The sequence below is a fragment of the Roseimicrobium gellanilyticum genome, assembly GCF_003315205.1.
Lineage (GTDB): Bacteria > Verrucomicrobiota > Verrucomicrobiia > Verrucomicrobiales > Verrucomicrobiaceae > Roseimicrobium > Roseimicrobium gellanilyticum.
Map to the genome: position 1 here is coordinate 1,065,848 of NZ_QNRR01000002.1, position 21,750 is coordinate 1,087,597.

General features: G+C 60.2%; 13 protein-coding genes. 7 read left to right on the plus strand and 6 right to left on the minus strand.

All coding sequences use genetic code 11. The features are described 5' to 3' along the window. Positions 1 to 267: 267 nt before the first annotated feature. The 3 genes from DES53_RS09705 to DES53_RS09715 are packed head-to-tail and all read right to left on the minus strand — an operon-like array spanning position 268 to position 7,062. Complete coding sequence (locus DES53_RS09705; RefSeq protein WP_113958023.1) at positions 268 to 912, minus strand: hypothetical protein; 645 nt, start codon at positions 910 to 912, stop codon at positions 268 to 270. Then, positions 909 to 2,429, minus strand: coding sequence for a DUF1501 domain-containing protein (locus DES53_RS09710; RefSeq protein ID WP_113958024.1), 1,521 nt, complete (start codon positions 2,427 to 2,429; stop codon positions 909 to 911). The genes DES53_RS09705 and DES53_RS09710 overlap by 4 nt, the downstream gene beginning before the upstream one ends. 46 nt (positions 2,430 to 2,475) lie before the next feature. Continuing rightward, on the minus strand, positions 2,476 to 7,062 hold the full coding sequence (locus DES53_RS09715) for a DUF1800 family protein (RefSeq protein WP_113958025.1): 4,587 nt from the start codon (positions 7,060 to 7,062) through the stop codon (positions 2,476 to 2,478). A 211-nt stretch (positions 7,063 to 7,273) separates the two neighbouring features. On the opposite strand from DES53_RS09715, the gene DES53_RS09720 reads away from it, so the two are divergent. The 4 genes from DES53_RS09720 to DES53_RS09735 all read left to right on the plus strand — a co-directional run bounded on the left by DES53_RS09720 (position 7,274) and on the right by DES53_RS09735 (position 14,685). Then, positions 7,274 to 9,136: a DUF1549 domain-containing protein gene (locus DES53_RS09720; protein ID WP_113958026.1), complete on the plus strand. Its 1,863-nt coding sequence runs from the start codon at positions 7,274 to 7,276 to the stop codon at positions 9,134 to 9,136. A 265-nt stretch (positions 9,137 to 9,401) separates the two neighbouring features. After that, on the plus strand, positions 9,402 to 10,103 hold the full coding sequence (locus DES53_RS09725; protein ID WP_113958027.1) for a TetR/AcrR family transcriptional regulator: 702 nt from the start codon (positions 9,402 to 9,404) through the stop codon (positions 10,101 to 10,103). 69 nt (positions 10,104 to 10,172) lie between these two features. After that, positions 10,173 to 11,429: an efflux RND transporter periplasmic adaptor subunit gene (locus DES53_RS09730; protein ID WP_147263314.1), complete on the plus strand. Its 1,257-nt coding sequence runs from the start codon at positions 10,173 to 10,175 to the stop codon at positions 11,427 to 11,429. A 76-nt stretch (positions 11,430 to 11,505) separates the two neighbouring features. Further along, positions 11,506 to 14,685 (plus strand): efflux RND transporter permease subunit, encoded by a 3,180-nt coding sequence (locus DES53_RS09735; protein ID WP_113958028.1) that lies wholly within the window; start codon positions 11,506 to 11,508, stop codon positions 14,683 to 14,685. A gap of 130 nt (positions 14,686 to 14,815) precedes the next feature. Here the strand turns inward: DES53_RS09735 and DES53_RS09740 are convergent, their stop codons facing one another. After that, positions 14,816 to 15,649, minus strand: a complete 834-nt coding sequence (locus tag DES53_RS09740) for a PP2C family protein-serine/threonine phosphatase (RefSeq protein ID WP_113958029.1) — start codon at positions 15,647 to 15,649, stop codon at positions 14,816 to 14,818. A gap of 4 nt (positions 15,650 to 15,653) precedes the next feature. Continuing rightward, positions 15,654 to 16,760 carry an aldose epimerase family protein gene (locus DES53_RS09745; RefSeq protein WP_245958129.1) on the minus strand — a complete coding sequence of 369 codons (1,107 nt, stop codon included), beginning with the start codon at positions 16,758 to 16,760 and terminating at the stop codon, positions 15,654 to 15,656. Positions 16,761 to 16,940: 180 nt separating this feature from the next. Here DES53_RS09745 and DES53_RS09750 point away from each other — a divergent pair, with 180 nt between their 5' ends. The 3 genes from DES53_RS09750 (at position 16,941) to DES53_RS09760 (ending at position 19,337) form a co-directional block, all read left to right on the plus strand. Then, entirely contained in the window at positions 16,941 to 18,062 is a 1,122-nt protein-coding gene (locus tag DES53_RS09750) for a leucine-rich repeat domain-containing protein (RefSeq protein ID WP_170156985.1), read from the plus strand. Between the two features lie 311 nt (positions 18,063 to 18,373). Next, on the plus strand, positions 18,374 to 18,568 hold the full coding sequence (locus DES53_RS32495; protein ID WP_147263315.1) for a hypothetical protein: 195 nt from the start codon (positions 18,374 to 18,376) through the stop codon (positions 18,566 to 18,568). Between the two features lie 70 nt (positions 18,569 to 18,638). Further along, positions 18,639 to 19,337 carry a L,D-transpeptidase gene (locus DES53_RS09760; protein ID WP_113958033.1) on the plus strand — a complete coding sequence of 233 codons (699 nt, stop codon included), beginning with the start codon at positions 18,639 to 18,641 and terminating at the stop codon, positions 19,335 to 19,337. A 471-nt stretch (positions 19,338 to 19,808) separates the two neighbouring features. Here DES53_RS09760 and DES53_RS09770 read toward each other — a convergent pair whose 3' ends face one another. Next, positions 19,809 to 21,662 (minus strand): GreA/GreB family elongation factor, encoded by a 1,854-nt coding sequence (locus tag DES53_RS09770; protein ID WP_113958035.1) that lies wholly within the window; start codon positions 21,660 to 21,662, stop codon positions 19,809 to 19,811. Between the last annotated feature and the right edge of the window lie 88 nt (positions 21,663 to 21,750).

Sequence of the window (21,750 nt, forward strand, 5' to 3'; positions counted from 1 at the left end):
CCATGGGATTCATGGCACAGTGGGGGCAACCGCAGGCTAGCCCCATTGATTTCGTTGTCCATGAATTGTTTTGGGATTCCCTCAATTAACACCACGAATACCCCTAAGTATTAAATTTAGCATGGCCCGAAAGTTGCTACGGCTCATCGACCCAAGCTGGCTCGCAGCCAGCGGCAACATACACCGCGAAGGATTACCATTATGGTGTATCAGGAACGGATAACTTATTGCCTCCGCCGCGGACGGCAAATCTCCTCTGCCCTCCCTTCACTCTTCCTCGCTGGGAGCTGCCTCATCCTGGATGACGTCATCCGGCGTCCACAGCTTCTGATCCGGCCCGGCTGAGCGTACCTCAAGCGTATCGCTACTCACAGGATGGAAGTGGAATGGAGTGCCCCATCGATCGAGCAGTCGCCCTTGCGGGTCGATGAACGGATGATCCGGTGGAAACACGGCGAGCCGATTTCCCTTCGCTCCTGTCAATTGCGCGACAATCTCGTCGTTCTCGCCGCCCTGCGGATTCGTGCCATGATTCATCTTGCGATAGGCATCCAGCAGGACATCGACGATCTCTAGATCACGTTCAACCGTAGAGCCCGGTGCATTCAGCTCGCGTGCAGATTCTGCCAGCTCAGGAAGCACGAGTGCACCGGTATTGTCGGGCAAGACCACTCTCGCTGTGCCCGCATCCGCAGCTGCCTGGGCTCTGATTGAAATGTTGGAAGGTGTCTTTGCGGAAAGGGATGGCATCACCGTGCCTGCCTGCGCCCCAGCAGGAGGCACGGTGCGCCTTGCTCCACTTACCCAATAGAGTCCGGCGGTCACCACCAGCAGCGTGCAGGAGAGGACCCACACACTGCTGGGAATCCCACCGTCGCCCTTGAAACGCGTGGAAGATTGCTGATGGCTCATACCGTGACGTATCCCAGATTCGCACTGCCACCGAAGGGATCGCTGAAGCGGCCCAGGTTGGGGAAGATGGTGCTCAGGTTTCCCTGACTCACCCCCAGCCAACGCGCGGCCACAGAGGCATATTGATCCACTGCCGTGGTGGGAATCCAGCGGCCGCGATTGCTGGAGCCTGCATCCAGGTCCTGACCGAGCTTCAGACTAGGGAAGGTCCCGTACACCTGACCTCCATGCACGGGACCACCCAACACGATCTGATGCCCACCCCAGCCATGGTCAGAACCCGCCGTGGCAGCATCCTGCCCATTGGGTGTGAGCGTACGGGTGAAGTCGGAATGCGTGACCGTCAGCACGTTGTCATTCACGCCGAGGGCAATGAGTGTGTCGCTGAAGGCCTTGAGGCCACCGCTCAGTTCGCCCAGCAGATTCACCTGCGCATCGAGCTGATCCTGGTGCGTGTCGAATCCACCAATGCTGGCGAAGAAGATCTGGCGGCGGTTACCGAGGCTGTTTCTGCCGGCGATGAGCTTCGCAATCGTCTTGAGCTGATCGCCCAGATTCGTCTGGGCGCTGGTGAAAATCGTGTCGAAGTCCACCCCACTCGCGGCCGCCTCCGTGAAGGCTGCGCCGATGAGTCCTTCGTTCGCTTGCGCCCGCTTCACCACATGAGCGTGATCATCCTCCAGCAGATGCTGATACGTGTAGTTCGTGATGTCATTGAAGGCCTTGAGGCGCTTGCCCTGCAGGTTGGTCTTGTAGCTTCCATCGGCATTGAGCGCCGCGCCGTAGGGGCCATTGGCATTGCTGTAGCCGGAGAGTGGGATGGCTCCGTCTGAAGTGAGCGCATACTGGATCTCCTGCTCACCAAGCTGCAGGCTGTTGATACCCGCAAGACTCACCGAGAGAGATACCTGCCCTTCGGCATAGCTTTGGGAGGCGAGCAGGTCTGCCACTCTCCCGCCCCAGCCGCTCGTGAGGGGCTGGTCCGGGACCGAACTCTGCCACTGCACCTGCTGATCCGAGTGCGAGAAAAGCTGCGGCGGCAGAGGCACAGAGCCCGCATTGAACTGGGCTCTCGTGGTGGGATACACCAGCGTACCCACGTTTGCCACGAAGGCGAGCTCGCCCGCATTGAACAGGCTCGCAATGCCTAGTGCGGCCGGATGCACGCCATAGTCCCCACTCGGTGTGGTAAGCGGGATGGATGCCGGATTGCCGGACACGTACGCAGAGTCGGTGCTGTCGAGAATCTTCAGCACCCCACGGCCGCTCTTGTAGTCGGCATATCCGGGATGATTCTTCTGCGGAATGAGCAGGTTGTTGGAGTCATTGCCCCCGAAGAGGAAGAGCACCACGAGCGCCTTGTAGTCCGGCAGCGGACCCGCTTGCGCGAGCGCGGAGTTCACCAGGCGCAGATGCGCGAGGGTATTCACCACGCCTGTGATGCCAAGCGCGGAGCACGCGGACTGGCGCAGGAACCGGCGGCGTGACGTGAGCAATTCTTTGTCGTTCTTTTTCATCTGAGGAAGAAGGTGAGGTGTTCGTATTCGACTGGCACTGCCGGGACTATTTTTGGTGGATGTATTCAGGAGAGCTCACGAGCAAGTAGAGGAGCTCCTTCACGCGGGCCTGCGTGGTGGTGGCAGCGGCAAGCGACGCCACCGAAGTGATGAGGATGCTTCGCGGATTCGGCGTGGCAGCTGTGGCATAGCGTTGCTTGAAGTTGCCGGCCGTCAGCACGAGATCCAACTGGTCCAGAACCGTGGTGCTCGCCTGAGTCACCGTTTTACCCGCGGTGATCTCCGCATCGTACAACTGCTCAAACGGCGTGCGCACCAGGGCGATGTTGTCCTCGGGTCCGTTCGTGGTGCCGTAGTAGATGTCCACGCTCTGACCGTTGTCCACATTCGTGAGCTGGTAGTGGTAGTTGATCGCCTGGATGACAGTCGTCTCCGTGCTGAGTTCCAACTCCGGCGCCACCAGTCCCGCAGCACCAATCTGGCCGCCGGGATTGAAGTCTGGCAGGAACCAGTTGAACACGCTCGGTGCGCTCTGCGGTGTCTGAGCCAGTCTCGTATCCGTGTTCGGATAGCGATAGAGCGTGGCGCCCGCCGGGAAGTTGTCGAGTTGCGCGGCGGGATAACCGAAGGTGGACAGCGCACTCAGCGGAAGCTGGGACTGGCCACCCAAGGCGCGGATGAGTTGCACGTAGCGGACGATGGGCTCCTTCTGCTTGCCGTAGCCGATATTGTCGATCACATCGGGACTGCGAGCTTCATAGTCCAGCAGGATGGCGCGCACCACAGCCTTCAGGTTGCCACGCACGCCGGAGCCGTTGTTCTCAAACTTCTGCGCGACACGATGGATATATCCTGCGCTGGGGTTTGAGGTGACAAGACGCTGAATCAGAAGGCGGCTGATGAACGGCGCGACATTGGGATGATTGAAGATGATGTCGAGCGCCGCGGTCAGATCCTGCTGGCCATTGAGTCCCGAGGCGATGTTGCTGCCCAGCACCGTCTTCGCGCCTGTGTCGTGGTAAGCGGCGAAGTTCTTGAGCGGATTTGTCCAGGAAGCCTGAAAGTAGGCCGGTCCCTGCCCTTGAAGGAAGTTGGTATTGTCCTCCACAGGATACCCCTGGTTCTTCGCACCGTGCCGTTTGCTGAAACTCCAACCGGTGAAGACACGCGCAAGGTTTGTGATGTCGTTGTTGTTGTAGGTCTGAATGGGGAGGCCATCAGCACCCAGCTTCAGCGTGCCATCAGGATGGCGATGCACCAGACCGATGGAGAAGAGCTGGAGAATCTCGCGAGCGTAGTTCTCATCCGGGCTCACCAGCACATTCCCCTGGCCATCGAGAATCGCCTTCTGATTCTGCAGGTGGCTCAGGTACTTGCCCATGACCGGGCTCTTGCTCACGTCCTCCAGCAATGTCCGGAAGTTTCCATCCGCACGGGTGGCGAGCAGATCGTAATAGTTTGCCAGGCCATAGTGCCGGGTGCGCAGTGTCGCGAGCTGATCCGAGGTGACAAAGACCTCGCTCAAGGCAAAGGCCACGCGCTGGCGCAGCTGATCGTGCGCGCTCGTGGCAATCGTCCACCAGCCACGACGCCGGTTGTGATGGCGCGGCTCGTTGTTGTTGGTGAAGTTGATGGGATCTTCACCACGCAGGTCCCACTCATGAGCGTCCGCTGCCTGGGTGTAGTCCAGCAGCCTTGTTTGATCGAGGGCGAACTGCGCATTGATCCACGCGGAGTACGCGGCGATGCGGTCACCCGCGTAGGTGGTGTTGATCTCATCCACCAGCGCCTGTATCTCCTGCTGCGTGGGGCCAAAGGAGGCCTGCGTGAGGAAGCGGGCGACATCGCGCGTGAGAGCATCGCCCGTGAGGGTCGCAAGCGTCGGCGGCGCAGGAGGTGGCGTAAACGTGCCGGAGCCGGTCTGCCTCGAGAGGATGCCTGCAATCTCACCGGCGGGATAGGTACCGGTGCCGATATTCAGATACACCCACTTGCCTCCGACTTGATACAGGGAGTCCACAATGTCCTGCCCCGTCAGAGCTCCTACCGGAACGATGTTCCAAGGCTCATTGCTCACCTGACCGATGGGCAACGTGGGGCGCAGTTCCGGTCCCACACCCGCAGTGACACCGTAGCGGATGTACGCGTTCGTTTGATTCGAGGTGAGGCCGCTGAAGTGGAGATTCACCCGCGCCGCATTCTTCGGGCCATTGAGATAGATGGTGACAATCCCGGAAGCGTACGTCTGTGCCGTGCCCTGTTTGCTCAGAAGGCCTACAAAGAGGGACTCATTCGCAGGAATCGGTGACGCGTCGCTCACGTTCACGGTACCGCTATTCCCCGAGCCCACGGCATAGCGTGGATTGGCCGTCACGGTGAGCGTGACAGTCTCCGGATATTCATTCACTGTATCCAGCACCGGCTCGATCACGACATCCGCCGATGTGGCTTCGAAAGGAATGGTGATCGAGCCCGTAAGCACCGTGCCCGCATTGTTCGTTGTGGTGTAGTCAGCACCACTCTGCCCTGGCGCCGCCGCACGACCGGACAGTGCATATGTGACCGTCACCGGTACTGTGCCACCCGTCCTGGAGATGGTGAAACGGGCAGCCGTGCCCTCCTTCTCATACGCTTCCGTGACGGAAGGCACCACAATAATGGTGCCGCCACTGTCGAAGGTGTTCGGATTCGTACCGTAGGCATACTCATTGAGATTGCTGATGCCATCGCCATCAGGATCGAGAGCCGCATCAGAGGCATCATTGGGATTCAGCCCCAACGATGTCTCCCAGGCATCCGGCAGACCATCTTCATCAAGGTCCAGCGATCCTGAGACAATCAGGTAACCCACACTCTCCGAGGCATGCGTGACGTCGGCATTGACCGAGGCTTCCTCTTGAGCGCGCACATCCACGTTGGAGACGCTGGCATTGCGCTGGCGCAGCACCACGGGGTCGGAGTCATTCCGCGTCTGCACATCGGCAATCACGAAGGGATCCGCGAGCTTGCGGGTGAAGTTCAGCGCGCGGAAGGTCTGGGTGACATTCACCGCAGAGGCGCCAGCCTCGAACACGTGCTGATTGGAAACGATGCGGCCACTCCCCTTCTGCACCGCCACGAAGTGCACCGTTTCACCCGCGTGCGTTTGGTTGGCCGCCTGTTCTTCTTCGAGCTGCACTGAGAATCCAGTCGCAGTGATATTGCTGAGACGCGAGGCCACCGCACTCGCTTCATTCGTAGTCGCCACCTGCGAAAGCACCACAGGCGCCGCAGGGAATGCCTCGGAGAATGTCTTGTTCGCCGCGGTATTCGTCACGCCCGTGCTGCGGCCAAACTCCCACAGCAGACCGCCGATGCGATAGGTCCCCTGCTCCGCCACGATGTAGTGCACCGTTTCCTCGCCATGGGTGCCATCGAGGTAGTCCCATTCCTCCAGCTGCCATTCGAATCCCAGGCTGGTCACGTTGCGCACACGCACATGCACGGGGTCACCATTCTTCTGAGTCACCGGACCAAACACCACCACGGGATTGGTGTAGGATTGAGGGAAAGTTTCACTGTGCCAGGTGCTTCCATTGGTCTGGGACTCTGTGATGTCGCCCAACGCCAGCTTGGCACGTAGTTCACCGACGCTCTCGCTGAGCACGAGATAGCCCACATCTTCTGCCACATGATTCACCTCCGTGCCGGCTGACTGTTCCTCCTGCAGGAAGATCTCCACTCCGGTCGCGGTAAGATTGCGCTGACGGAGAGTGAAGGGATCTGCACCGTTGACGGTCTGCCCTTGGGCAAAGAAGGAAGGCTGGCGATGCGTGCCCGTGAACGCGATGGCGCTCCACGCCTGCGTGACGTTCGCTCCGGTACGCGCTGCCACAAAGCTCGCTCCATCAATAGTGCCAGAGCCAGGAGCAACGGCAATCCATCCAATGGACTCACCCGAAAGCGTCGTGGTATCGGACTCCTGCGAAATCAGCTTGAGATTGAAATTGGTCGTCGTCGCCAGACTCACACGCGCGGATACCGCCTTCGCATTTGTCACACTCTCCACCTGGGCCAGCACGACTGGAGCGGCTGCGAATCCCGAGGCGAAAGTCACCGTCTGTCCTGTGCGTGTGATGCCCGGGGAGCGCCCGGCATGCCAGGTCACTCCACCGATGGCATGCACACCCGGCTCCAGGGCGAGATACGGAAATGTCTCCGAACCATGCGCGCCATCGAGATAGTCCCACTCGTCGAGCTGATACTCGAAGCTTGTAGCGGTCACGTTGCGCACACGTGTGGTGAGCGCCTGTGAGTCTCCGTGTGAGGGAGTGCCCAGCACCACCACCGGTGGCGCGGCAAAGGGAGTGGCAAAGTTTACCGTGCGCCACGTGGTGGCATTTGGCTGATTGTTCGTCAGCACGCCGGTTTCATATTTCGGAGCGGCCGATGCGGAGAACGCCAGCACCGACGAGAGGACGCCAATAGTGACGAGGGCAGCGACACGCCGCCTGAGCTTGAGCTGTATCATGAGAGGAAGGGTGAGTTCCGGGGCCGCAGACACTGCGGAAGGACCGTCCGGCCCGGTGGTTCGTGAGGACAGGCCCGCATGAGGTGGCTCGCGGGCAAAGCCTCCGAAGCGTCCGGTAGGCATTCCAGTCAGTGTCCCTCCATCACTCCTGGTTGGGACACGCTCCGCTCCCCATGGTCAGGGTCGAATTCGGAGACAGGCCGAGATTCTTACGCACGCAATGTACACTGGCAAGATATGAATTTGAAATTTTCGTCTTTGAATCCACATTCAGCAATCCAATTGCATTCGCCCGAGCCATCTAAGGGAGGAATGCTCCGCGCGTTGTAAAGGCATGCGCATACGCCTGCTGCTCTCTGGATGTCTCTTTCTTCTCGTGGCGTGTGATGCCCCCTCGGGCAAGCGGGCACATGGCCCCTCCTCCCCTGCGCCTGCACCCCTTTCCGAAACGCAGCTCCGCACCATGGCGGATTCCATCGATGTCGCTGTCGAAGACATCTATGCAAAGCTGATCGCCATCCTGCCACCGGAAGCGACGGACGAGGCATTCCTCAGACGTGCCCATGTGAGCATCACCGGCCAGCTTCCTTCGTCACAGGAGGCCTCCCAGTTCCTCGGGGATGTCACTCCCAACAAGCGCGACCTGTTGATCGATCGACTTGTGGAATCACCACAGGCCGCGGATCACCTGTTCCAGAATTTCGCCGGCATGCTGCGCCTGCGGGATGAAGCCCTCGGCGCATCCCAGAGGCCCTTCCATGACTGGATGCGGGACTCCCTGCGCAAGAACATGCCCTACGATGAAATGGTCCACCGCATGCTCACAGCGACCGGCACGCTGGCGGCAGACCCCGCTGTAGGCTGGCTGCTCGCCGCGGAGGGGCGCCCGGTACCGGCTGCGGTCGACACCTGCCACGTGTGGCTCGGCTACGACCTTCAGTGCGCCATGTGCCATGACCATCCTTTTGCAGACTCCACCCAAAAGGAGCTCTACCAGATCACGGCCTACTTCGCCGGGCTGCGCACCGTGCAGAAAACTCCCGACGGCAAAGAACACGAGTTCCATGGCGATGGTCCATCTTTCGCATCCGCAGTGCCCGCGATCACAGAAGGACGACTCGTCCGCCTACGACTGCCCAGTGACTACAAGTACCGCGACGGCAATCCCATGGAGCCCGTGAAGCCAGTACTACCGCGCTTGGGTGGCGGGGGCTCTTCCAAAACCTGGGAACCTGCCAGCCCTTATGCACCCCTGAAGAGAACCTCGGAATACCCCGTGCCAAAGGACTTCCAGGAATCGCTCGCTCACTGGGTCACGGTGGAGAATGCCGATCGATTCTCTCACATGATCGCAGGACGCCTATGGGTGGGCATGCTGGGTGAGGGAGAGTCCTTCCCACTCCATGCAACCGATCTGCGGGAGCCACTGGATACGCCAAGACTGGAGGATCTGGTGTCGCTTATGGACATCGGCTACTCCGGCACCCGGCGTTGGCAATGCCTCGCCGGCCCCACCCGACGGATGAGGTCCGTAGGTACCCGGGGCGACTCACTGGAGAAGGAGCAGCTCACTCATCCGGTGATGCTGGCGCTCGCTACAGTCATGAGAAATGTCTCTTACGATCTGCGCGAGTTTCAAAGAGTGATCTGGCGGACACGCGTCGCGCAGCGGCAGGCCATGGATCCCTTTGACTTCGGTGCCATCGGAAGGACAAAGCCCACCGCTCTGGCCGACACCTCAGCATCTCCCTATCTGCGCCGCATGAGTGCCGACCAGCTTTGGGATGCGCTGATTTCGCTGGCTGGAGAGAACACCACTGAGAAGAAGAGCAGCGAGATGCCTCTCATCCTTCCGGACGGTCACCCTCTGCGTGAACTCGGTCGCAGTACCCACGGATGGAGTGATGACTCGCACGCGTCCATCGGTCCCGCAGTAGCACGCTGGATGATGCACAGCCCACTCGTGGTGGCAGCAGCATCGCCCGGCAGCAGAGTCATGAAGGAGATGAACCGCGCCAGTGACCCCGATGCGCGCATCCGGCAGGCATTCCTTGCCATCCTCTCGCGGAATCCCACTACTCGGGAATTGGAGCGCGCGAGGGAACTCTACGGCAGCACGGAGATGGATACCCCCTCTGTCGATAGCATGTTGGTTTGGACGCTCATCAACACGTCCGAGTTCCTTTTCCTCCATTAATCGACCGGGCACACGGCTGGGGCAAGTCCGCAAAAGAGCGCAGAGAACACAAGGGAATAGAAACGGGGCAAGCGGTCCCGGCGACACGAGGCGAGCCCCCCGCGAAGGCACTGGCTACCCGTGCCCACCTTCTGCGTTCTTTTGCCGCCATTCCTCTTTGGGCAGCACTTTCCCCCGAAGGTCGTCTCCATCCCGGTGACAGGTGTTTTGCAAAGCTCTAGTTGACAGGCTGGAATAAATTCATACGTATGTATGAAACGAACGTATGACTCCCGGCCAGCCCATTCCCCTACCCGTCGCCGCGGCCTCCGCCCGGGCCGCCCACTCCACCAAGGAGGCGCTCATGGATGCAGCCGAGACGTTGCTGGCCCAGCATGGCGTGGCCGGAGCCTCCGCACGGGACATCACCCGGGAAGCCGGCGCTAACCTTGGCGCGATCAATTACCACTTCGGCTCAAAGGATAATCTGGTGCTCGAGGTCTTCGCCCGTCGCATGCGCCCCATGAACCGGGAGCGCATCGCCCAGCTCGACGCCCTGGAGAAGACCTCCGGTCCCGGAGGCCCCAAGTTGGAACAGATCGTCGAAGTGTTGGTACGTCCCGTGGTAGAAGCGCGGGAATCCCAAGGCAAAGAGTTCGAGGTGATGCAACTCATCTGTCGCGGCTTCCAAGAAGCGAATCCGCAGGTGAAATCCTTCCTGGAACAGGAGTTCGCCGAGATCGCCCAGCGCTTTGAGGAAGCCGTCCGCAAAGCAGTGCCCGGTCTCGCTCCTGAGGAAGTGTACTGGCGCATGAAGTTCCTCGGCGGGGCGATGAACCACGGTCTCGACGTGTGGTCGCGCTTCGACGACATGCCACATCCCAATCCCAAGGTCCAGCCTGCCCGCCTGGACCGCGAAGCCTTCATCAAACGGCTCGTGGCATTTGTATCAGCCGGCATGGCTGCCGCGCTGCCTGCGCAGGCCTGACCGCCGGGAAATTTCCCTCCGGTGTCTATTTTGCTGCTGCCCGTTCGTCCACTTTAAAACCCCCACCTTATGACCTCCCCCAAACGTGCTCTCAACCTCCCCCAAGATACCGCAGGCCGTCTCCTGCGCTCATGGCAGCCGTTGCTTCTCCTGCCGATGCTTGCCCTGTCGCTAACGGGCTGCGGAAAGAAACCTGCCGGACCGCCTGCCGGCATGGGCATGATGGGTGGCCCGATGGAAGTCGGAGTACTGACGCTTGCTGCCACGCCGATCACGCTCACACAGGATCTGCCCGGACGCACCTCCGCCTTCCGCGTGGCGGAAGTCCGTGCTCGCGTCAATGGCATCGTGCTGAAGCGCCTCTTCAACGAGGGCAGCGACGTGAAGGAAGGGGATGTGCTCTATGAGATCGATCCCGCTCCCTACCAGGCTGAGCTGGATCGTGCCATTGGCGCCCTGGCCCGCTCCGAAGCGAATGCGGAAGCAGCGCGCATCAAGGAGGAACGCTACAAGCACCTCGTCTCCACCAAGGCCATCAGCCAGCAGGAGCTCGACGATGCCACCGCGTCGTTGCATGCTTTCGAGGCGGACATCATCTCCGGCAAGGCGGCGGTGCAGGCGGCGAAGATCAACCTTGGATACACCAAGGTGACCTCACCGGTGAGTGGTCGCGTGGGCATCTCCCAGGTGACGGAGGGCGCGTATGTGCAGGCCGGCACAGCCACCCTGCTCGTAACGGTGCAGCAGCTGGATCCCATGTATGTGGACGTCACCCAGTCCAGCAATGATCTCATGCGTCTGAAGAAGGCGCTGGCTGCCGGTGAACTCAGCAATGAAAAACAAGCCCACGCTAAAGTGGAGCTGTTGCTCGATGACGGCGAGGTGCACAAGCAACAGGGCACGCTGCAATTCTCCGACATCTCGGTGAATCCCAGCACGAGCTCAGTGACGGTGCGCGCCATCTTCCCCAACCCGAAGGCTGAACTGCTGCCCGGCATGTTTGTGCGCGCCCGTCTGGTGGAGGGTCGCAAGACCGACGCTCTACTGGTGCCGCAGTTCGCGGTTTCGCGAAACTCCAAGGGTGAAGCCACGGCCTTCGTCGTGGGTGCCGAAGACAAGGCGGAAATCCGCGTGCTCGCCGCAGACCGCACGGTGGGAAATCAGTGGCTCATCACGAGCGGCCTGAAGTCCGGCGACCGCGTCATCATGAACAACCTCCAGAAGTTGCGTCCCGGCGCTCCCGTGAAGAGCGTGCCCTACGCACCGCCTGGAGCTCCAGCTCCCGCTGCCAAGCCGAACACCGGAGCGAACACGGCCTCGCGCTGATCTGATTCCGCGAGTTCCCGTTTCGCCACAGTCCCCCCAAAGCAGACAAAAAACCCCACCCCCGTCTTCGTCCTGCATGTCCCGCTTCTTTATTGATCGTCCCATCTTCGCGTGGGTTATCGCGATCGTGATCATGATCGGTGGCACCATTGCCATGCTGAACCTGCCCATCACGCAGTATCCCAGCATCGCGCCGCCCACCATTGCCATCACGGCCACCTATCCTGGTGCTTCCGCCAAGACGGTGGAGGACACCGTCACCCAGGTCATCGAGCAAAAGCTCAACGGCATCGACCACCTGCGCTACATCGAGTCCTCCAGTGACTCGAACGGCGGCGCGACCATCACGGTGACCTTCGACGGAGGCACAAACCCGGACACGGCGCAGGTACAGGTGCAAAACAAACTGCAGCTCGCCATGCCGCTCCTTCCGCAGGAAGTGCAGCGCCAGGGCGTGAGCGTGACCAAGTCTGTGCGCAACTTCCTCCTGGTCGTCAGCCTCGTGTCCGAAGATGGCAAGATGAACAACGCCGACCTGGGCGACTATCTCATCAGCACCCTGCTGGATCCGGTGAGCCAGATCACGGGCGTGGGTGAGATTCAGAGCTTCAGCACGCAGTACGCCATGCGCATCTGGGTGGATCCGGACAAGCTCACAGAATACGGCCTCACCTCGTCTGACGTGACGGCTTCCATCCGTGAACAGAATGTGCAGGTCTCCTCCGGCGCGGTGGGTGGACTTCCCGCAGCACCAGGCCAATTGATGACAGCGCCCATCGTGGCTCAGGGTCGTCTGCAAACGACTGAGCAGTTTGGCAACATCCTGCTGCGTGTGAACCCCGACGGCTCGCGTGTGTTCCTGCGCGACGTGGCCCGCATCGAGCTGGGCAGCGAGAACTACAACAACCTTGCCCGCTTCAATCGCCAGCCTGCCGCAGGCATGGCGCTCAAGCCAGCCGTGGGCGCGAACGCCCTGGAAACCGTGGAAGCGGTGAAGAAGAAAGTCACCGAACTCTCCGCCTTCTTCCCTCCCGGCGTGAAGGTCATCTATCCCTACGACACCACGCCCTTCGTGCGTCACTCCATCCGTGAGGTGGTGAAGACGCTCATCGAAGCGGTGATCCTCGTGTTCCTGGTAATGTACCTCTTCCTGCAGAACTGGCGCGCCACCCTCATCCCCACGCTGGCCGTGCCAGTGGTGCTCCTGGGTACCTTCGGTGTACTCGCAGTGGCGGGATACACCATCAACACACTCACCCTCTTCGGCCTTGTGCTGGCCATTGGTCTCCTCGTGGACGATGCCATCGTGGTGGTTGAGAACGTGGAGCGTGTGATGGAGGAGGAAGGTCTCGCTCCACGCGAGGCCACCATCAAATCCATGGGGCAGATTTCCGGCGCGCTGGTGGGCATTGGCTTGGTGCTCTCCGCGGCCTTCGTACCCATGGCCTTCTTTGGGAACTCGACTGGCGTGATTTACCGCCAGTTCGCCATCACGCTGGTTTCCGCTGTGTCACTCTCGGTGCTGGTGGCTTTGATCTTCACTCCGGCCCTGTGCGCCACGATGCTGAAGCCGGTCAAGCATGGCGCCACGCACAAGCAGCGCGGCTTCTTTGGCTGGTTCAACCGCACCTTCAACCGCACGGCGGACAAGTACGCCACCAGTGTGGGCTACATCCTGAAGCGCCGCGCCCTGCCGCTCATCGCGTATGCCGGCATCGCAGTTGGTGTATTCTTCCTCTTCAAGCATCTGCCCACCGGCTTCCTTCCAGATGAAGATACTGGCTTCCTCTTCACCACGGCTCAGCTTCCTCCCGGTTCGACCCGTGAGCAGTCCGTGGCCCTGCTGGAGCGCATGGAAAATCACCTCTTTGAAAAGCATGGCGACTCACTCATGGGCGTTTTCGGCATCGCAGGATTCAGCTTCTTCGGCTCCGGCCAAAACCAGGTGCTCACCTTCTGTCCGCTGAAGGACTGGAAGGAACGAACAGGGCCCGGTCAGAGTGTGAAAGCAATCCAAGGGGAGACCATGGGCACCTTCATGCAATTCAAGGAAGCGCTCGCCTTTGCCTTCGCCCCGCCTGCCGTGCTCGAGCTTGGCAACGTGAATGGCTTTGACCTTCGTCTGGTGGACAACGCGGGCCTCGGTCACGAGGCGCTGATGAATGCACGCATGCAATTGATCGGCATGGCGGCGCAAAATCCCAAGCTGGTGGGCGTTCGTCCCAACGGCTTGAGCGACACGCCGCAGATGAAGCTGGACGTCGACAACGAAAAGGCCAGCGCGCTGGGCATCTCCCTCGCGGCAATCAATGCGGAACTCGCCAACGTGTGGGGCTCCTCCTATGTGAATGATTTCATCGACAAGGGTCGTGTGAAGAAGGTCTTCATCCAGGGTGATGCCAGCTCACGCATGTCGCCGGATGACATCGGCAAATGGTACGTGCGCAACAACAAGGGTGAGATGGTTCCCTTCACGGCCTTCGCCAGTGTGAGCTGGATGCTCGACTCCCCCAAGCGTGAGCGTTTCAATGGCGCCCCCTCCGTGGCCATCAGTGGTGAACCCGCACCGGGCAACAGTTCCGGTGAGGCCATGCGGATCATGGAGGACCTCGCCAAGCAGCTGCCTCCCGGCATCGGCTACGCCTGGGCTGGCCTGTCCTACGAAGAGCAGCTCTCCGGTGCGAACTCCGGCGTGCTGTACATCCTCTCGCTGCTCATGGTGTTCCTGTGCCTTGCGGCGTTGTATGAAAGCTGGTCCATCCCGCTCTCCGTGATGATGGACATGCCACTGGGCGCGCTGGGCGTGCTTGCCGCAACCTCGTTGCGCGGCCTGCCGAATGACATCTACTTCCAGATTGGTTTCATCACCATCATCGGTCTCTCTGCGAAGAACGCGATTCTCGTGATCGAGTTCGCCAAGGAAGCCTATGACGAGGGAGCGACACTCATCGATGCCGCCATGCATGCCGTGCGGCAACGTTTGCGCCCCATCTTGATGACCTCGATTGCCTTCTGCCTTGGCGTGCTGCCCCTCGCCACCAGCACTGGCGCCGGCGCGGGCAGCCAGAATGCCATCGGCACAGGTGTCGTGGGTGGCACCATCACCACGACCATCCTCGGCTTGTTCTTCGTGCCGCTCTACTTCGTGACCGTGATGGCCCTCTTCAAGGTGAAACGCTCCACGCTGAAAAGCCGCGCGAGTGGTCAGACCAAGCAGCCGGAAGGTGAAGCGACGATGGTGCCAGCCGGAGCGTGATGATGAGTGGTCCGCACACGCCGTGGTGCGGGTCTGGGGGAAGCAGCGAGCTTCCCCCAACATCACTTCAAGTTACAGCACTTGCACAAAGCAATCCGCGGTGACCGCACATGGAGAGTGCGGACCATCATCACGGAACCTTCACCAGCGCCACAGTCGTGTTGTCCTGCTTGGGATGTTCCGCGCAACGTACGGCGAAGACGAGGGCGTCCACGAGCTTGCCGGCAGGCGAGGTCTTTCCAAAGGTGAGCATCTCCTCGATTTGATCCATGTCGAGTGTGAGCAGGCCATCGCTGGCGACGACGATGATATCACCGCTCTCGATGGGATAGGGCTCCATGCGCGCATCCACCAGCGTGAGAGGAAGGCCCATGCAGGCAGATTGCAAGACGTGGCGATCCGGATGGTGCGCCGCCTCTTCCTCGGTCATCTCGCCTTTCTTCACGCGCTCATCGAGCAACGGGGCGAGCGAGTGGTCCGCATTGAGACGGATGAGCTTGTCCTTGCGGAAGAGATAAAGCAGCGAGTCACCCACGCTGACCCAGTGCAGGTGCGACTGCGTCACCACGATGCCCACGAACGTGCTGCCCATCGGCGCCTTGTCGCAGTTCAGACGGTTGGAAATCACTCGCAGGCTTTCATTCGCGGACTCCAGGGAGACACGCATGCGCCACGGCACGCTGAGCGTGCTGCGCTTGTAGGCCTTTACGAATTCGCTCACCAGCTGGTAGCTGGCAACGTTTCCGCCGATGTGCGCTCCAAGGCCGTCACCGAGGGCGACGAGCAGCTTGGTGACAGGTTTCTCCTTCTTGTCCGAGGCGTCGGCAAAGGCGTAGTAGTCCTCCTGCTTTTCACGATAGCCCACATACTGTCGACCCGCGAAATCGCGTTCAACGTGGAAAGGGCCGGCAGTATCTGCGGGGACGGGCGATGGTGGTGGTGTGGGTGCCGCGATGTCGTTCACTTAGTTACTCCGCGCTAAACTTGTAGATGCAGGTGTGCTGGTAGGTATCGCCCGGCCGCAGAACGGTGGAGGGGAATTCGGGACGATTGGGGCTGTCTGGGAAGTGCTGGGTTTCGAAGCAGAAACCAGTGCGGAAGTCGTAGGTGTGGCCATTTTTGCACCCCGTGAGCTTCTTTTGATGATTTCCGGTGTAAAACTGTACACCAGGTTCGGTCGTAAGCACCTCCAACACGCGTCCAGATGCAGGATCTTTTGCTCTTGCGGCAGTTTTCAGCCCCGAACCGCCATTCAACACATAGTTATGGTCATATCCCTGCCCATAGCGAATGGCGGTATTCGACGAACCAATGCGCGCGCCAATGCGCTGGGGTGACCGGAAATCAAGCGGCGTGCCTTCCACGGAAGCAATCTGTCCGGTGGGGATGAGTCCTGAGTCGGTCGGAGTGAAGGAGTCCGCGTTGATGCTCACCACATGATTGGTGATGGTACCACTCCCCTCGCCTGCGAGATTGAAGTAGCTGTGATTCGTGAGATTCACCACGGTGGGAGCGTCAGTGGAGGCAGCGTATTCAATCTCCAGAGCATTCTCGTTGGTCAGGACATAGGTGACCTTGCAGTCGAGCTTGCCGGGATAACCCTCTTCCATATCCCGGCTGGTATAGGTCATCTCCACGCCCGCGCCATTGGCCCGGGAGATCTCGCGGGACTTCCACACCTTCTTGTCAAAACCCACCTTGCCCCCGTGCAAGTGATTGGGGCCGTTATTTACGGCCAGGGTGTATTCCTTCCCATCAAGGGTGAATTTACCTTTACCTATGCGATTGGCATAACGACCGGTGATGCAGCCGAAGTGCGGGCTGCGCGCCTCGTAGTCTTGGAGATTGTCGAAGCCGAGGACGACATCGGCGAATTTGCCATCACGATCCGGCGCGTTCAGGCTCACGATGACGCCGCCATAGTCCATGATGCGCGCCTCCATGCCCCTGCTGTTGCGCAGAGTATAGAGGGTGACTTTTTCACCGCTTTTCGTTGTTCCCCAAGTTTGACTGTTCACGCTCGTGCCTGCCTGACCTACCGACTGGCAGGAACTCAAGCCGAGCGTGGCAACCACGGCAAAGGAAAACAACAGAGCGTGCTTCATATTGTGCAATTTAGGGCGCATCATTGCAAGTCGGTCAGGCGGCGTCAATACCTACAGTGTCGCGGTGAAAAGACGTCGACTCCCGGCACGAAAGTTCATTGAATATCAATGCGTATTCGCCAGACGATCGATCCGCAATCTCTCCCGCTCATGAAGCATTGCTTACTTATTGCCAGCGCCACCGCCCTCATCACGACCGCAAGCCTGCCTCTCTCGCTTGCAGCGCAAGCTGCTCCTGCCGCGCCTGCACCCGCACCAGCGCCCGAGAAAAAGGCAGATGCGCCGAAGCCAGCTGAAAACAAACCCACAGCGACTCCTGCCCCCACGCCCGCCACTCCCAAACCTGAAGAGAAAAAGGCAGACCCGGCCAAGCCCGCCGAGAAAAAGCCGGAACCGCCCAAACCTGCTCCCGCACCTGCCACTGCGGAAAAGAAACCGGACGCTCCCAAGCCAGCCCCCACGCCCGCTCCCGCTGAGAAGAAACCGGAGCCACCCAAGCCGCAGCCCATCTTCAAGGACAAGAACCTTGAGGCTGCCGTGCGGAAGCAGGTCTTCGCCAAACGCGAGAACAACGAACCCATCGTGGCCGCCGATGTGGAGAGCGTTTCCTTTGTGCAAGGCAAGGGCATGAAGATCAGCGACCTCAGCGGTCTCGAGCACTGCAAGGCTCTCGCGCAACTCGAACTCCCCAACAACGAGATCAAGGATCTCTCCGCCATCAAGAACCTGGAGCGTCTTCAGTTCGTGGACCTGCAGAACAACCAGATCAGCGACATCACCCCCATCGGCACTCTCAAAGCCCTGCAGTTCCTGGAGCTCACCAACAACAAGGTCGTGGACGTCACGCCACTGGGGAACATTCCGGCGCTGACCTCGGTGTATCTCACCAACAATCAGGTGAAGGATGCCAGCGCGCTCTTCAAGCTGCCCAAGCTTTCATCCCTGTATCTGGAGGGCAATCAGCTCACCAGCATCAACGGCATTGGCACGTGCAAGTGGCTCGGCATGCTGAATCTGAAGAACAATCAGGTCGTGGACCTCGCTCCGCTGGAGCCTCTGATGGAACTGCGCTGGCTCTTCATCGACGGCAACAAAGTCACCGACCTTGCTCCGCTGCACCGCATGCTGAAGAAGGACATGGATGGTCCGCGCGAATTCGCACCGTACCTCAATCTCTACCTCGGCGGCAACCCTCTTTCCGATCCCTCCAAGGCACTGATGGAAGAATTCAAGAAGATGGGCCTGCGGGTGCATGACACGGTGGCGAAGTAGGTCGTCGCAGCTTCTTGGGGAACATGACGGACGAGAGTCTGGCGCTGGAAATCAGTGAGCGTTTTGAAAAAACGGGAAATCCGTCTCACTGGATCAAAATTTTTTCCAAGCTAAGCACATCCATTCAGCGGGAATTGCTGACTGGGGCAGACCTTGCACCAGCCGAGATCCCCTTGTTTGGCGGCGCCTGGAGGGAAGCGCAGAGGAAAGCCGGGGCCGTTCTCAAAGAGCGCGTCCATCTTCTGGTCACCACGCGCCGCGTCCAGTGGAGCATCGGCCGAGCCCGGTGGCTATTCCCACCAGAGAGCGTCATGCACATTGAGGACGCATCTACAGCCAACCGGCACTTTGCCTCCCGGGGCTACTTTGGACTCCGGAGGTTCACCTTGGAACTCGACGATTGCACCAAAGTCGAACTCCCTTCGAAAGGAGGCGGAGCGGCAACCTCCGTGTGGATGGCCCTGGCCCTGCTCTCCATTCGCCGTCGCGAAGCCGCCAAGCCTTAAATATCAGGTCAAGAGAGTCTGGTCCTTGTCACGAGGCAATTTGTGCTTATGTAGTGCGACTGTTCCCTTCATGAAATCCCCCCAGCTCGCAGCCAAAGCACCCTTCGCCCAACTACTGACAGTCCGGTTTCTGACATTGGCAGTCGCTTCGGCACTTGGCCTGACGCTCGCTTCGTGCGCCTCCAAGCCCAAGCCGCCAGTGCCCCAGCAGCCGCAGGCGTTCAGGATGTATGAGTGGAACGCCGAGGAAGCGGCCAAAGCCACCGGCCCGGCCTCCGTGGTGATCTACCTGGATAAACAGAAGGCGCATTTCTTCAAGGGTCGCCAACAGGTGGGCTGGACGTATGTGGCCTCCGGCACCGCCTCTCATCCTACGCCAAGCGGCAACTTCAAGGTCATGGAGAAGACGCCGGACAAGATCTCCAACCTCTACGGCAAGCTGCTCGACTTCGACGGCAACGTCGTGGACGGCGACTTCAACATCACCAAGGAGACACTGCCGGAAGGCTACCGCTTCTCCCCTGCCCGCATGCCACTCTACATGCGCCTCACCAGTGACGGCGTGGGCATGCACGTGGGTCCGATTCCCAAGCCTGGCCGCGCCGCTTCACACGGGTGCATCCGCCTGCCACGCCCCATGGCCGAGAAATTCTTTGCCAATGTCTCCGTGGGTACTCCGGTGACCATTCACGCCACCAGCCCGGCTGACGGCGTCGCTGTGCCGCCCGCTGGACCAGCGAAGAAGAAGGGCCTCTTCGGCGGATCGTAGGATTCACCTGGGCCCCTCATAAAACAGCTCTTCACACCAGAGCCTGTACCGTTGGAAGACGGCGGCAAATGAAGGAAATTGCTCCATGAAGTGCACGGGCGCGTACAGGAACTGCATCCACTTCGGTCGCGGCACGGGCGCAATGATGTCCAACTCGAGTATTTCAAATTGCTCCCCCTGGATGGATCCCCGGCGAGGGGCCGGGCCGGAGCCGACAGTGTTGGTCGCGCTGCTGTACCGCTCACTCTCATGCCACGCCTCGACGGGTGGGCAGCTCGCCACGTAGAGCAAAACACCAGCAGTCACCCAAAACCCTAGATGTAGTCTCCCACTGGGGGATTTGCTCATGGGCGGAGTATGATCAAATGAACCATGTCAGGCAATGCCTAAGAGCAAAAGCCTTCCCGCGCTCTCATGGCAGCTCTGCTGCTTTGCGATTTCTCCCAAGGCAGCAGAACAGAGCCACACGGACTACGCCGCCACGGCTTGCGCGTAAAGGCGGATCGCCGCGACACGCACCGTGCGATTGACCCCGGAATCCGTGGGCACCTCGGCCTCTTCTCCTGGCCTTTTGCCGATGAGGGCCTTCGCCATTTCGGAGAGGTAGGACAGGATGTGTTTGTCCGGATCGCCGTCCCAGGCACCCAGGATGGTGTAGGTCTGCTTCGCTCCCGTGGCGACATCCTCGATGTCCACGATGGTACCGATGCCAACGCTCTCCGTACTGCAGCCAATGAAATCCGTGCCACGAGCATTGCGCAGCTCGCGCTCATACTTGGACTGCAGACGCAGAAGAACTGCCTGCTGCTGACGGGCAGACTTGTACTCGAAGTTTTCGCGAAGGTCGCCGTACTCACGAGCAATCTGGATGTCCTTCTTGTTTTGCGGGATCTTGTTTTTGACCAGGTCCTCAAGGTCCACCTTGCGTTTCTCCATGCTCTCCCACGAGACCACGAGCGCGGACTCCTGGCGGCTGGTATTGCTCTCCATCAGCTCCTGGGTTTCCGGGCGAGCCTTGATGAGGCGGCCCATGAGGGAGCGGCGGGTGAGATCGTCAAACACCTGGGATGAGAGAATGCGCTTCGTGAAGAGCCTCAGTTCGTCGTCATCGGCGTCCTTCACCATCTCGCCGAGAAGGCCGGGGTCTTCCGCGAAGGCATCATAGAGACGTCCCACACGCTTCGGTCCGCCAGCAGCATTGTCATCCTCAATGGCGCTGATGATCGCGTTGCCAAGATCAATGTCGAAGACACTCTCGGACTTGCCCTTTCGCTCCTTGCACATCCAGATGAGAAGGTCGGTGCTGAGCTGGCGGTTGCGCACGGAGCGCTTCAGGAATTCCGCGAGCTGATCCAGTTCATCATTCGCATCGAGCACAGCGGCGATTTCCGCGACGGCGCGACCACCGGTCTTGGTCAGGTGATTGAGTGACTCCTGCACCCAGGCGCGCTCCGGGAAGGCAACGGGGAAGGCACGGTAAAAGCGGCTCAGCAACGCCGCAGGCAGACCCGAGCTGGCCTCAGCCAGTGTCGGGCGCGCTTCGCGCAGGAGTTCCTCTGCTTTGAAGGAGCTCTCAGGAAGCGGCACCTTGGCCACGTCCGCCAGTTCATCGCGGGCAAGGAGAAGTTGCAGGGCCTCCTTCGGATGCAATCTCCATGCCTTGCGCACGGTGTTGCTTACCTCGTCAAAGGCAGGCACCAGCTCCGTGGATTTGTCAGAGAAAAGGTCCAGGTCTTTCTGGATGCGTGCCAGGGCATTGAGCTTGGCCCTCATGTCGCGGGCTTTGGCCAGGTCATCGATCATCGCCTGTGCATTGCTCACACCGCCGGTCTCACGACGCGCCAGCATCTCTGTCCGCTTGGCGGGCACCACGATGTGGCGACGGTCCTTCAGCGCTTTCTTCGCGGCGGTCCACCACCCCTTGTATTCAGCAGCGGAAATGACACGGGGGGAGAGCAAGGCTTCCAGCGCATCGAGGGACATGGTGTTGCCGTGGCTCTTCAGGGAGAGTTCCACGAGCTCGGCAGGATTGTCCTTTGCCAGTGCCTTCAGGCCATCGAGATCACTCACGCGGCGTGCGAGCAGATGACCTTCCGGAAGCAGATCCAGCGAACCGATGGCGAAGGCGAGCTTGAGTGGGTGGCCCTTCTTGTCTTCGAAGTCCACGACGACGCGATCTCCGAGAAGGTCCCACTCCGCGATGCGCCCGGCACCCCAACTCTTGTGCACCACACAGGCTCCTACCGTGAGCTTGCTGAGTTTTTCCGCGTCGGGGCGGGAGAGCTTGCCTGCTTGAACCAGTTTTTCGGCCTCGGGATGCATCATGGGATACTGAGCATAGGAAGCAGGACACCCGGCGCAAAGGAAATGTCATGTCGCTCCGCGCACGTGAAGCGGATGTTTCAGGCAGAGA